The sequence below is a fragment of the Herbaspirillum sp. ST 5-3 genome (genome assembly GCF_004804275.1).
Taxonomy (GTDB): domain Bacteria; phylum Pseudomonadota; class Gammaproteobacteria; order Burkholderiales; family Burkholderiaceae_D; genus Noviherbaspirillum.
Window position 1 is genome coordinate 77,346 of the sequence record NZ_STGI01000001.1, and the last position, 12,205, is coordinate 89,550.

General features: G+C 57.1%; 12 protein-coding genes. 6 read left to right on the forward strand and 6 right to left on the reverse strand.

Features of this window, described 5'->3' with window-relative positions; genetic code table 11:
* Positions 1-5: 5 nt before the first annotated feature.
* The 6 genes from pilB (at position 6) to yacG (ending at position 5,565) form a co-directional block, all read left to right on the forward strand.
* Positions 6-1,736: a type IV-A pilus assembly ATPase PilB gene (pilB, locus tag E6W33_RS00370; protein ID WP_136413184.1), complete on the forward strand. Its 1,731-nt coding sequence runs from the start codon at positions 6-8 to the stop codon at positions 1,734-1,736.
* A gap of 13 nt (positions 1,737-1,749) precedes the next feature.
* Positions 1,750-2,976: a type II secretion system F family protein gene (locus E6W33_RS00375; RefSeq protein WP_136413185.1), complete on the forward strand. Its 1,227-nt coding sequence runs from the start codon at positions 1,750-1,752 to the stop codon at positions 2,974-2,976.
* Positions 2,976-3,842, forward strand: coding sequence for an A24 family peptidase (locus E6W33_RS00380; protein ID WP_136413186.1), 867 nt, complete (start codon positions 2,976-2,978; stop codon positions 3,840-3,842). Before E6W33_RS00375 ends, E6W33_RS00380 begins: the two co-directional genes overlap by 1 nt.
* 1 nt (position 3,843) lies before the next feature.
* The gene (coaE, locus tag E6W33_RS00385) at positions 3,844-4,476 is read left to right on the forward strand and encodes a dephospho-CoA kinase (protein ID WP_136413187.1); all 633 of its coding nucleotides are present in this window, start codon (positions 3,844-3,846) and stop codon (positions 4,474-4,476) included.
* 136 nt (positions 4,477-4,612) lie between these two features.
* Positions 4,613-5,368 carry a cell division protein ZapD gene (gene zapD, locus E6W33_RS00390; RefSeq protein WP_136413188.1) on the forward strand — a complete coding sequence of 252 codons (756 nt, stop codon included), beginning with the start codon at positions 4,613-4,615 and terminating at the stop codon, positions 5,366-5,368.
* An 8-nt stretch (positions 5,369-5,376) separates the two neighbouring features.
* Positions 5,377-5,565, forward strand: coding sequence for a DNA gyrase inhibitor YacG (gene yacG / locus E6W33_RS00395; RefSeq protein WP_136413189.1), 189 nt, complete (start codon positions 5,377-5,379; stop codon positions 5,563-5,565).
* Between the two features lie 12 nt (positions 5,566-5,577).
* On the opposite strand, the gene E6W33_RS00400 is transcribed toward yacG, so the two are convergent.
* From E6W33_RS00400 to argJ, 6 genes are all read right to left on the reverse strand, one after another.
* Positions 5,578-7,131 carry a sigma-54-dependent transcriptional regulator gene (locus tag E6W33_RS00400; RefSeq protein WP_136413190.1) on the reverse strand — a complete coding sequence of 518 codons (1,554 nt, stop codon included), beginning with the start codon at positions 7,129-7,131 and terminating at the stop codon, positions 5,578-5,580.
* Positions 7,132-7,268: 137 nt separating this feature from the next.
* The gene (locus E6W33_RS00405; RefSeq protein WP_136413191.1) at positions 7,269-7,796 is read right to left on the reverse strand and encodes a hypothetical protein; all 528 of its coding nucleotides are present in this window, start codon (positions 7,794-7,796) and stop codon (positions 7,269-7,271) included.
* Positions 7,797-8,045: 249 nt separating this feature from the next.
* Positions 8,046-9,161 carry an alanine dehydrogenase gene (ald, locus tag E6W33_RS00410; RefSeq protein WP_136413192.1) on the reverse strand — a complete coding sequence of 372 codons (1,116 nt, stop codon included), beginning with the start codon at positions 9,159-9,161 and terminating at the stop codon, positions 8,046-8,048.
* A 401-nt stretch (positions 9,162-9,562) separates the two neighbouring features.
* A complete protein-coding gene (locus E6W33_RS00415; RefSeq protein ID WP_136413193.1) occupies positions 9,563-9,973 on the reverse strand; it encodes an NUDIX domain-containing protein in 411 nt (136 codons plus the stop codon).
* 7 nt (positions 9,974-9,980) lie between these two features.
* Positions 9,981-10,856 (reverse strand): ATP-binding protein, encoded by an 876-nt coding sequence (locus E6W33_RS00420; protein ID WP_136413194.1) that lies wholly within the window; start codon positions 10,854-10,856, stop codon positions 9,981-9,983.
* Between the two features lies 1 nt (position 10,857).
* Entirely contained in the window at positions 10,858-12,096 is a 1,239-nt protein-coding gene (argJ, locus tag E6W33_RS00425) for a bifunctional glutamate N-acetyltransferase/amino-acid acetyltransferase ArgJ (RefSeq protein WP_136413195.1), read from the reverse strand.
* Positions 12,097-12,205: the final 109 nt, after the last annotated feature.

The following is a 12,205-nucleotide window of genomic DNA, read 5'->3' on the forward strand; positions in this document are numbered from 1 at the left end:
AATTCATGGCAGCGGTTCTCCCCAATCAAGCTTCAACTACGACGATGTCCGGCCTCGCACGTGCCTTGGTGCAAGCCGGGCGATTGTCCGCTCAGCAAGCAGATACATTGAACAAGCAAGCCATTGCCGACAAAGTTGCGTTTATCGATGTCCTGCTGGCTAGCGGAAACATCGACTCGCTCTCGCTCGCCACTTTCTGCTCGGAAACTTTCGGATATCCGATGCTGGATTTCTCGGCATTCAATTCGAGCTTCCTTCCGGAAAATATTATCGATGCACGCCTGATGCAAAAGCAGCGCGTCGTAGCGTTGGCAAAGCGCGGCAACAAAGTCTCGGTCGCGATTTCTGACCCGACCAATACGCATACGCTGGACCAGATCAAGTTCCAGACAGAGTTGACCGTTGAACCGGTGATTGTTGAACACCCGGTGCTGTTGAAACTCGTCGAAAAACTCGGCCAAAGCACAGAGGAAAGTCTCACCGAGATGATTGGTGACGACTTGGATATTGATCTCAGCGACGAGGAAATGCCGGCAACCGGACCGAGCGAGGCAGCCACGGCAGAAATCGATGATGCGCCGGTTGTCAAATTCCTCCAAAAGATCTTGCTGGATGCAATCAATATGGGTGCATCCGATTTGCACTTCGAACCGTTCGAGAAGTTTTACCGCATCCGTTTCCGCGTTGACGGGATTTTGCGCGAGGTGGCACAACCTCCGCTTGCGATCAAGGAAAAGCTGGCGTCGCGCATCAAGGTGATTTCCAAGCTCGACATCTCGGAAAAGCGCGTGCCGCAAGACGGACGGATGAAGCTGGTCGTATCCAAGAATCGCGCGATCGATTTTCGCGTCAGCACCCTGCCGACGCTGTTTGGCGAAAAGATCGTGATGCGTATTCTGGATCCCAGCCAGGCGCAAATGGGTATCGATGCGCTGGGATACGATCCGGACCAGAAGGAACTCTTGCTGAAAGCAATCGAGCGGCCATACGGCATGGTGCTGGTCACCGGACCGACGGGCTCAGGCAAGACCGTCTCTCTTTACACCTGCCTGAACATTCTGAACAAGCCTGGCATCAACATCTCCACGGCAGAAGATCCGGCGGAAATCAATTTGCCCGGCGTGAATCAGGTCAACGTCAACGACCGCGCCGGCCTGACATTCGCCGCAGCGCTGAAGGCATTTCTCCGGCAAGATCCGGACATCATCATGGTGGGTGAAATTCGCGACCTGGAAACTGCCGATATCGCGATCAAGGCTGCGCAAACCGGCCACATGGTGTTCTCCACGCTGCATACCAATGACGCGCCATCGACGTTGACCCGCCTGATGAACATGGGCGTGGCACCCTTCAATATCGCTTCATCGGTCATCATGATTACGGCGCAGCGTTTGGCGCGACGCCTTTGCACTTGCAAGCAACCCGTCGCCATTCCCGATGAAGCGCTGCTCGAGGCAGGATTCAAGGAGGAAGATCTGGATGGGACGTGGATGCCATACAAGGCGATTGGATGCGAGCGCTGCAGCGGCAGCGGCTACAAGGGCCGGGTCGGTATCTACCAGATCATGCCGATCTCGGAAGAAATCGAGCGCATCATCCTTGCGCATGGCACAGCGCTCGAGATCGAAGAGCAAGCCAGGCAGGATGGCGTCAAAACCTTGCGCGAAGCCGGACTTGTCAAGGTCAAACAGGGCATGACAAGCCTGGAAGAAGTGCTCGGCTGCACCAACGAATAACGAGGGGACGAACATGGCAACTGCCGCCAGCAAATCAACGGGTGCGGTTAAAGAATCAATTTTTGTATGGGAAGGCAGAGACAAGTCGGGGAAAACCGTCAAAGGCGAACTCCGCGCAGGCAGCGAAACGATCGTCAACGTGACCATGCGCAAACAAGGTATTCTTGTTACCAAGGTCAAAAAGAAGTCGTTTGCGAGCGGCAGGAAAATTACCGACAAAGACATCACGCTTTTTACGCGGCAATTGGCCACCATGATGAAGGCAGGCGTTCCGTTATTGCAGTCGTTCGATATCGTTGCGAAGGGGCACGCCAATCCATCCGTTGCGAAGCTTGTTCAGGACATCCGCACAGACATCGAAACCGGCAGTAGTCTGAATCAGGCATTTCGCAAGTTTCCCTTATATTTTGATAATTTGTTCTGCAATCTGGTGGCCGCCGGCGAGCAAGCCGGTATTCTGGAAGATCTGCTGACTCGTTTGGCAATCTACAAGGAAAAAACCCAAGCAATCAAAGGCAAAATCAAGTCGGCATTGTTTTATCCGATTTCGATTCTGGTCGTCGCCTTCGTCGTAACATCGGTAATCATGATCTGGGTGATCCCGGCATTCAAGGAAGTCTTCAAGAGCTTCGGTGCCGACTTGCCAGCACCGACATTGATGGTCATGGCCATCTCGGATTTCTTTGTCGCTTACTGGTATCTCATTTTCGGTGGATTGTTTGCCAGCCTTTATCTTCTGTTCCAGTCGTGGCGCCGCTCGATCAAGGTTCAACGCTTCATGGACAAGACCTTGCTCCAAGCGCCCATTTTCGGCGCCGTAATACGCAAGGCAACGATCGCGCGCTGGACGCGGACGCTAGCGACAATGTTTGCCGCGGGCGTGCCGCTAGTTGAATCGCTGGATTCGGTGGGCGGCGCGTCCGGCAACGCGGTCTATATGGACGCAACCAGAAAGATTCAGACCGAAGTCAGTACCGGCACGAGCCTCACTACAGCCATGCAGAACTCCAATGTCTTCCCCAACATGGTTGTACAAATGGTGTCTATTGGCGAGGAATCGGGCGCGCTCGACCAGATGCTGAGTAAAGTCGCCGATTTCTACGAAGCGGAGGTCGACGACGCGGTCGAATCTCTATCCAGCCTGATGGAACCGCTGATCATGGTGGTCCTTGGCGTGCTCATCGGCGGCATGGTTGTGGCAATGTATCTCCCGATCTTCAAGCTGGGAGCCGTCGTCTGATGCTCGATCTGATTGTGTCGGCACCGCCCGCAAGCCTTATCCCGACGGTTTTCGCTACTGTCCTTGGTCTGCTGATCGGCAGCTTCCTGAATGTCGTTATTCATCGACTGCCGAAAATGATGCAGCGGGAATCGGACAACTACGTGGCACATGAGCGTGGCGAGCCTTTGCCGCATACCGACCGCTACAACCTCATGGTCCCCCGCTCGGCCTGCCCTCACTGCGGACATGCTATAAGCGCGCTCGAGAACATCCCCGTCCTGAGCTATCTTTTCCTGCGGGGGAAATGCATCGAATGCAAGACACCGATTTCGCCTCGCTATCCGATCGTCGAACTGCTGACCGGCATGCTTTCCGGCCTACTGATCTGGCGCTTCGGCAGCGGTCTGGCCGGATTGGCAACGCTGGCATTCGCGTATCTGCTGATTGCGATGACATTCATCGACGCGGATACCCAGTTGCTTCCCGATGACTTGACCCTGTTGCTGCTCTGGTGCGGGCTGTTGCTCAATCTGAATGGCACCTTCGTTCCGCTCCGCGACGCCGTGATCGGTGCGGCAGCCGGCTATGCAAGTCTTTGGAGCGTCTACTGGCTGTTCAAGCTCACCACTGGCAAGGAAGGCATGGGTTACGGCGATTTCAAACTGCTCGCGGCATTGGGCGCCTGGCTTGGCTGGAAGATGCTGCCCGTGATCATATTGTTGTCGTCCATTGTCGGCGCGGTGGTCGGCATCTCGCTTATCCTGTTCGCCAAGCACGGCCGCAACAACCCCATTCCTTTCGGCCCATACCTGGCTGCGGCCGGAATGATCGCTTTGCTCTACGGAAGACAAATGGTCGAAGCGTATATGGGAGTTCCCATCTGACATGCCTGAATCAAACGTGTCTGCGCGCAGATTTTCGGTCGGTCTTACCGGTGGTATCGGCAGTGGCAAGACGACCGTGGCGGATATGCTCCACGCAAGAGGCGCAGCCGTCATTGACACGGACCTGCTTGCGCATCAGTTGACGGCACCGGACGGTCTGGCAATTCCCGAGATACGTGCGCAGTTCGGTGAGGCGTTTTTGACTGCCGACGGTGCGATGGATCGCACGAAGATGCGGGAATACGTATTTGCGGAACCGACAGCCAAAGCGCGCCTGGAAGCGATCCTGCATCCCTTGATTCGAATCGAGACCGAGCGGGCCGCAGCACAAGCGCAAGGCACTTACCTGGTGTTCGTCGTCCCTCTGCTGGTTGAGTCCGGATCATGGCGGCAACGGGTATCTCGCGTACTGGTTGTCGATTGCGCGGAGCAGACCCAGGTACGGCGCGTCATGAGCCGCAGCGGTTTATCGGAGCAGCAGGTCCGCGCCATCATGGCAGCGCAAGTGTCCCGACAGCAGCGTCTCGCCGCAGCGGACGATGTCATCGATAACGATGGCGATGCAGTCGCACTGGTACCGCAGGTCGACCGGCTCCATGCGTCCTATGTCTCGCTCGCGGCGAAGTGTAACTAGTGTGTAAATCGTCGGCTCTACATCCGGCAGCAAAATCATTGATATCTTGCCCGACAATATTTGTATTTTTTCATGGCTTCGTTCAGAATCACATAATTATTGCCAGCACGAGCTTTACAGCTAAAGGGACGCCATTTTGATCATCTACGAATACCCTTTCAACGAGCGTATTCGCACTTTGCTGCGGCTGGAAGATCTTTACGAAAAATTCATCTTTTTCCTTCATCAAGACCACCCTCAGCAGCATCACATTGCGCTGTCGACAATTTTCGAAATGCTGGAAGTCGCCGGCCGCGCCGATCTCAAGTCGGATTTGCTGCAGGAACTGGAGCGCCAGAAGCAAACGCTCATCGGATTCAAGTCCAATCCCAATGTATTGCCGGAGCGCCTGAACGAAGTCCTTGCGGATGTTGACCGCAGCAGTGCGGCCTTGATGGCTGCGCAAGGCAAGACTGGACAAAATATTCGCGATAACGAGTGGCTCATGAGCATCCGCGGCAGGACCATCATTCCGGGCGGCGCTTGTGAATTCGACCTTCCGTCCTACTACGCCTGGCAGCATCGTTCAGCACAGCAGCGTTTCAACGATATTTCCACCTGGTTTGCGCCGCTTGTGCCGCTGTTCGATGCGATCGGCGTCGTGCTGCGCCTGTTACGCGAATCCGGTCGTTCCGCAAAGACGATCGCGCAGGCCGGCAGCTATCAGCAAATGCTACAAGGCAAGGTCTATCAGATGTTGCGGCTGAGTATTGATGAGACTCTGGGCGCGATCCCTGAAATTTCCGCCAACAAGTATATGCTTTGGGTACGTTTTACCTCGCAGGACGGCGACATGAAGCCACGATCCTTCGAGAACGATGTCCCCTTTGAGTTGACCCTGTGTAATTTCTGAGGTGTATTATGGCGACCGTCGTTGATTGCCCGACTTGTGGCAAGAAGGTCGAATGGACCGAGAAGAGCAAGTATCGGCCGTTTTGCTCCGAGCGCTGCAAACAGATCGATCTGGGCGCTTGGGCGGAAGAAAAATACGCGATCCCTGCTGTTACGCCGCCCAAAGAGGCGGATGACGACAGCCTTCCACCGCATTGAACTGCACCTGATTCACCGATCCGATCCGGGAATTCCGTATTTGCGAAGCTTGTTCGCAATCATCGAATGCGATGTCTTGAGCCGGGATGCGAGCTTGCGGCTCGAGGGGTACTGCGGATAGAGCCTCTCGAGAACGGCGCGCTCAAACAGGGCGACCGTTTTGTCCCAATCTTCCGCTTCCTGGAAATGCGATGAAACTTCCATCGACATGCTGCCTTCGGCAAGGTCGAAGTCTGAAGCATCCAGAATGCGTTGGTCCGTCATCGTGATGGCGCGGAAGACGACATTTTGCAACTGTCTCACGTTGCCCGGCCAGCCATTGGCGACCAGCGCCGCGCAGGCTTGTGCATTGAGCCGACAAATCGGCTTTTGTGCCTGCGCACAGGCGCGTTCAATGAAATGGCGCGCCAGCAGCAGAATGTCATCCGGGCGCTCGCGCAGCGACGGTACTTCGAGCTGCAGCACATTCAGCCGGTAGAACAGGTCTTCACGAAAACTTCCCTCCGCGACCATTTTCCGCAAGTTGCGATGCGTGGCACTGATGATGCGCACATTCACCTTGGTTTCGCGTTCGCTGCCGATTCGGCGGAATTTTCCGTCGTTTAAAAAGCGTAACAGCTTGGCCTGCAGATAGAGAGACATTTCGCCGATTTCATCGAGAAAAACGGTCCCGCCTTCCGCCATTTCGATCAAGCCGGGCTTGCCGCCGCGTTGCGCGCCCGTAAAGGCGCCGGACATATAGCCGAACAATTCGCTCTCGGCCAGATTCTCCGGCAGCGAGGCACAATTCAGCGCAAGAAAAGGAGCGCTTCCACGCGGGCTCGCTGCATGGCAGGCTTGCGCAACGAGCTCCTTGCCGGTGCCTGTTTCACCGACGATCAGCAATGGCGCGTCCACCATTGCCACACGGGCCGCGCGCGCCTTCAGCGCACGAATCGGCTCGGATTCACCGATGATGGAATCGAATCCGCCACTGGTATGCTGCAGGGCGTGAAGCCTGCCGCCCAGGCGACGCGGTGCATGCAAGGTAATCACACCGCCGACCGTCTGTCCCAATGCGGAATCAAGCGGCTCCGAAACCGGTGTCACTTCCAGCAGGAAGGGTTGGCCGTGCAGTCTCACCTCGCGTGCGGGCGCACGAAACCCGCTGCCCAGCAATTCCGTCTGCAGGCCGGCCTCGCCGAACAGTTCTCGTAGCGTACTGTGATGCAATTGACTCTCATCCAATTCCGCCACGACGGCGGCTGCAGCATTCGCCGCCACAATGCGGCCTTCGGCATCAACCGCCATCACCGGATCGGCCATCGCCGCCAACAGGGCATCGAGATGCAAGCGGCGGCGCGCGCCCGGCAGCACGTCGACAACTTTGACCTCCTGCACGCCGGCGACGCCCATGAAGTCCTCACGCAAGAGCGGCAACATGCTTTCACCGAGTTCAGGAATATCGATGAACACGTCGGAGGAATCGACCTCGACCGCGATCACGTTCATGTTCCGACGTGCCAGCACAGCCAGAATCTCATGTGCGATGCCGACGCGGTCGGCGAACTGGACGTCTATCCGCATGGTGTCAGGGTTTCTTCAGATTGGTTGGGCTGAGTAAGTGCCGGGACTCATCGTCACTTTACCCGCGCACCGGGAAGGCGACAATAGCGTGCGGGAGGCGCGTATGAAAATCACAGTGAACGCGCTGTCGCGGATTTTCAAGCCAGCTCTTGCGCCGGCTCCGGAATATAGGGCCGTGGACCGGAACTGAAACCACGGACCGAACTGGACGAGCCAAGCGCCTTGAGCCGCCCCAGATCGAAGGCCTGAAGATGCTGCAATACGACCTGGTTGATTTCCATCGTGGCTTGCATCAGCAGGAGGTCGACGTTTTGCTGCGCGACGCTGCGCTGCTCGTCTGCAGTGGGCTCGGATCTTTTCTTGCGTGACGACGACGGCTCCGGCATGCCGCTGGCGACGCTTCGGAAGATGTCCGCGAGCGTTATCGTTCCCAGCATCGAGGAGCAATACCAGGCGTCCTTGTTGTTGTCGTCCTGATGGAGCAATCCGGAACGGTGCAAGTCAGTCAGCAGGCTGCGTATTGCGCGCGACGATTGTCCAAGTGCGTCTGATAAAGCTGCGGTTGCCACCGGGCGTGGATTGGCAATCACGATGCGGGCCAGCACCTCGATTGCCGTGGAAAATCGCGCGTGCAGCTGGCGATCGCCGAGAATAAATTCGTTCATCGCGCCTGGCTCTACCGTGCGTCCGTTCATGCCAGCGCCTTGTGAAAAGGAAGAATCGAAAGCTTGATGTTGCGGTGACGTTCCATTTGCAATCCCTTCAAATCGATTACCGGGCAATTCCCTGACTTCGGGGTGTGGACTCAGGACGTGATAATCGCAAACTCCGGAGAGACGGAAGATGGACGCCACTCCTCGACTGGCGCTTGAGGAAGCGGCCAGCCGGTTTCCGGGCTGGCCGTCCTGGATGGCTTATTGCAGGAAATAGTCCGCAGGAACGTATTCGTATCCCAGGTCATGTGCGACCGCTTCGTAGCTGACCTTGCCCTGGCAAACATTCAGGCCATTCTTGAGATGCGGATTGTCCTTCAGCGCTTGCCTCCATCCCTTGTCCGCCAGCGCAACGGCGTGGCCGATGGTGGCATTGTTCAGCGCGAAGGTCGAAGTGCGCGCTACCGCACCCGGCATGTTGGCCACGCAATAATGGACCACGCCGTCGACGAGGTAGGTTGGTTCGGCATGCGTCGTGGCGTGCGAGGTTTCGAAGCATCCACCCTGATCGATTGCGACATCGACCACGACCGCGCCCTGCTTCATGCGTGAAATCATGTCGCGGGTAACCAGCTTCGGCGCTGCGGCGCCCGGCACGAGCACGCCACCTACGACGAGATCTGCCGAGAGCACCGATTCCTCGACTGTATGGGCGTTCGAATACAGCGTCGAAATGCGATTTCCAAACACCAGGTCCAACTGCCGCAGGCGATCGACGTTCTTGTCCAGCACCGTGACGCGCGCACCGATACCGACGGCCATTTGCAGGGCATTGGCGCCCACTACGCCGGCACCGATGATCACCACATGGCCTGCTTCCACGCCGGGCACTCCGCCCAGCAGCAATCCCATGCCGCCCTTTGATTTTTCGAGATGTGCTGCGCCGGCCTGAATCGACATGCGACCGGCCACTTCGCTCATCGGCGCGAGCAGCGGCAGGCCCCCGCCGGGACCGGTAATGGTTTCATAGGCAATGCAGGTCGCGCCGGATTTGACCAGCGCCGCAGTTTGCTGTGGATCGGGTGCGAGGTGCAGATAGGTGTAGAGGATCTGCCCTTCACGCAACATGGCGCATTCTTGCGGCTGCGGCTCTTTGACTTTGACGATCATTTGCGCTCGGTCGAAGATTTCCTTCGCCGTGTCGACCAGAGACGCTCCCGCGGCTGCGTACTGCTCGTCGGACAGGCCGATCGCGGTTCCGGCATTTTTCTGAACGATCACCTGATGACCGCGCGAGGTCAATTCGCGTACGCTGGCCGGGGTCAGTCCGACACGATATTCATGGTTTTTGATCTCTTTTGGCACGCCGACTAGCATGTGAACTCTCCTGTTATATGGTGCGCAATAACGCGCTCTGGATTGACTCCACGAAATGCCTTGCCGTATTCGGGCGGAAAGCCGGTTCCGTGGATGGCTAAAGTGATATGTAGCAACGTGCGTGCCACATAAATAAGAGCCATTAAATCAATCACTTAGAAATTTGCACGCTGATTCACCGAAGCGAACTGTCCACAAATTAATACAGAGTGCCGAACTCCTCCTGATGGAGTCGGCCGAAACTCCTCTGCAGCCCAAGCCCAGGACCGTATGTACAGAATAGAGTACGGTGTATTTAATTCAATACAGATGTATTGAAAGGGGAAATGTAATGGAAATGTTCCGCCCGGGAGTGCCCGGAAAGATTGCCAATGCCAGACAGTCGCGCGTCGCGGTATTCGCTAGGAACGAAACCGCAATTGATTCAGCCACTCCAGGAGTGGAATGGTGGCAGGCAGCAAGGGCTCGACTTCGAAGCTTCCTTGCCATGCAAATGCCTGGCCTTCAAGGCTTTGCGGTTCACCCTGCCAATGCCGACTGATGTAGAAATGGAGCCGGACGTGAGCATGGGGATAAACATACTCAACGCCGCACCACGGCTCCGCGGAGAGGACTTGCACGCCGAGTTCTTCGAGAAATTCGCGCTTGAGCGCTTCGAGAATCGACTCACCCTGCTCGACCTTGCCACCGGGGAACTCCCAGTACCCCGCATAGGGCTTGCCCTCAGGGCGCTGACCAAGGAGAACGTCGCCATTCGGCTTCATCAAAATGCCAACGGCGACGTCGATTGGTGATGCTGGAGAGGAGGACATGCGGAAACTATCTGTCGGCTTTGCCCGCATAGTCGCGTGCAAATTGCCATGCCACCCGTCCGGAGCGAGACCCTCGTTGCAAGGCCCAGCGCAGCGCATCGGCACGTGCGTCTTCGATGTGCTGGTCGCCGCAGCCGAAATGCCGCAGCCAATGCGCGACGATGTCGAGATAGTCGTCCTGCTTGAATGGATAGAACGATACCCACAGACCGAAGCGCTCTGACAAGGAAATCTTCTCCTCGACCGTTTCTCCCGGATGCAAATCGCCGTCTTCCGTATGCACATAGGTCGCGTTGTCGGACATCCTCTCGGGCATCAGGTGCCGGCGGTTGGAGGTTGCGTAGATCAGTACGTTGTCGGACTGTGCTGCGATGCTGCCGTCGAGCGCCACCTTCAGCGCCTTGTAGCCGCTTTCACCTTCTTCGAAAGACAGGTCATCGCAAAAAATGATGAAGCGTTCCGGCCGCCCGGCGATCATGTCCACGATGTCGGGCAAATCGCACAAGTCGTCCTTGTCGACTTCGATCAGGCGCAATCCCTGTGATGCGTACTGGTTCAGGCAGGCCTTGATCAGTGAAGACTTGCCGGTGCCACGCGCGCCGGTCAGCAATACATTGTTGGCCGGCTTGCCATTCACAAACTGCCGCGTGTTCTGGTCGATCTGCTGCTTTTGTACTTCGATGTTGTGCAAGTCGGACAAGGCAATGCGCGCGACGTGCGCGACTGGCTGCAAATGGCCGCGACTGCCTTTTCCGCCTTGCTTGCGCCAGCGGAATGCAGTTCCGGTATTCCAATCAGGAGTGGGACTTGATTGCGGCAAAATCGATTCAAGGCGCATCAACAGCGCTTCGGCGCGGTCGAGGAACTGGTCGAGTTGCGTCATGTCAGGAACGGTAGTCGGCGTTGATGCTCACGTACTCGTGAGAGAAATCGCAGGTCCAGATCGTCGCCGCCGCGTTGCCGCGGGCGAGTTTCACGCGCACGGTGATTTCGCTTTGCTTCATCACGCGCTGACCGTCCTCTTCCTTGTAGTCGGGATTGCGTCCGCCATTCCTCGCGACCCAGACATCATCGAGATAGAGGTTCAGCTTGCCCACGTCGAGGTCGTCAACGCCGGCATAACCAATGGCGGCGAGAATCCGGCCCAGATTGGGATCTGACGCATAGAACGCGGTCTTGACCAATGGCGAGTGGCCGATCGAATAAGCGATCTTGCGGCATTCCTCAACACTCGCGCCCTCTTCGACCGTAATGGTGATGAACTTGGTCGCCCCTTCACCGTCGCGCACGATCATTTGCGCCAGCTCCTGGGAGAGCGAGGTGACTGCGGCCGACAAGGCTGCATACTCCGGCGAGCCGATCTCGTTGACCTCGAGCTGACCGGCGCCAGTCGCGATCAACATGAAGGAATCGTTGGTCGACGTGTCGCCGTCAATCGTGATGCAATTGAAGGATTTGTCCGCCGCTTCCTTCACCATGTGCTCGAGAACCGGCTGCGCAACCTTCGCGTCCATCGCCAGGAAACCCAGCATGGTCGCCATGTTCGGCTTGATCATGCCGGCCCCTTTGCTGATGCCGGTGAGGGTCACCGTCTTGCCGTCGACCGTCACCGTCCGCGATGCCGCTTTCGGCTGGGTGTCCGTTGTCATGATCGCTTCGGCGGCGTTGTACCAGTTATCCGCTTTCAGGTTGCTGATCGCCTGCGGCAAACCAGCCTTGATGCGATCCACCGGCAACTGTTCCAGAATGACGCCGGTTGAAAAGGGGAGAATTTGCGCCGGGTCGCATCCCAGCAAGTCAGCCAGTGCAACGCAAGTCAGATTGGCGTTTGCCAGACCCGTGTCGCCGGTACCGGCGTTGGCGTTCCCGGTATTAATCACCAGCGCGCGAATCGGGCCACCGGCCATTCGCAATCCTTCCAGGTGCGCCTTGCAAACTTGCACCGGGGCCGCGCAAAAACGATTCTTGGTAAACACGCCTGCGACGCTTGCCGTCGGTGCAAGCTTCATGACCAGCAAGTCCTTGCGGTTGGCTTTACGCACGCCTGCTTCGGCGTGGCCAAGTTCGATGCCGGCGACGGGTTTCAGGTTGGCGGCGATGGGGAGTGGAAGATTGACGGCCATATGGTTTTATTGCGTGGGTGACAGATCGGTAAGATCGATATTGTAAACGTATCGGGACGACGATGCGTTCGGGATGCGGGTATTCACGGCCTGCGAAGCTTCAGGATAT

What these genes read in the sequence shown, in the direction of transcription:
- E6W33_RS00400 (WP_136413190.1), bottom strand. Translation starts at nt 7,131, where the DNA reads ATGCGGATAGACGTCCAGTTCGCCGACCGCGTCGGCATCGCACATGAG.
- ald (WP_136413192.1), bottom strand. Translation starts at nt 9,161, where the DNA reads ATGCTAGTCGGCGTGCCAAAAGAGATCAAAAACCATGAATATCGTGTC.
- argJ (WP_136413195.1), bottom strand. Translation starts at nt 12,096, where the DNA reads ATGGCCGTCAATCTTCCACTCCCCATCGCCGCCAACCTGAAACCCGTC.
- E6W33_RS00380 (WP_136413186.1), top strand. Translation starts at nt 2,976, where the DNA reads ATGCTCGATCTGATTGTGTCGGCACCGCCCGCAAGCCTTATCCCGACG.
- E6W33_RS00405 (WP_136413191.1), bottom strand. Translation starts at nt 7,796, where the DNA reads ATGAACGAATTTATTCTCGGCGATCGCCAGCTGCACGCGCGATTTTCC.
- coaE (WP_136413187.1), top strand. Translation starts at nt 3,844, where the DNA reads ATGCCTGAATCAAACGTGTCTGCGCGCAGATTTTCGGTCGGTCTTACC.
- E6W33_RS00375 (WP_136413185.1), top strand. Translation starts at nt 1,750, where the DNA reads ATGGCAACTGCCGCCAGCAAATCAACGGGTGCGGTTAAAGAATCAATT.
- pilB (WP_136413184.1), top strand. Translation starts at nt 6, where the DNA reads ATGGCAGCGGTTCTCCCCAATCAAGCTTCAACTACGACGATGTCCGGC.
- yacG (WP_136413189.1), top strand. Translation starts at nt 5,377, where the DNA reads ATGGCGACCGTCGTTGATTGCCCGACTTGTGGCAAGAAGGTCGAATGG.
- E6W33_RS00420 (WP_136413194.1), bottom strand. Translation starts at nt 10,856, where the DNA reads ATGACGCAACTCGACCAGTTCCTCGACCGCGCCGAAGCGCTGTTGATG.
- E6W33_RS00415 (WP_136413193.1), bottom strand. Translation starts at nt 9,973, where the DNA reads ATGTCCTCCTCTCCAGCATCACCAATCGACGTCGCCGTTGGCATTTTG.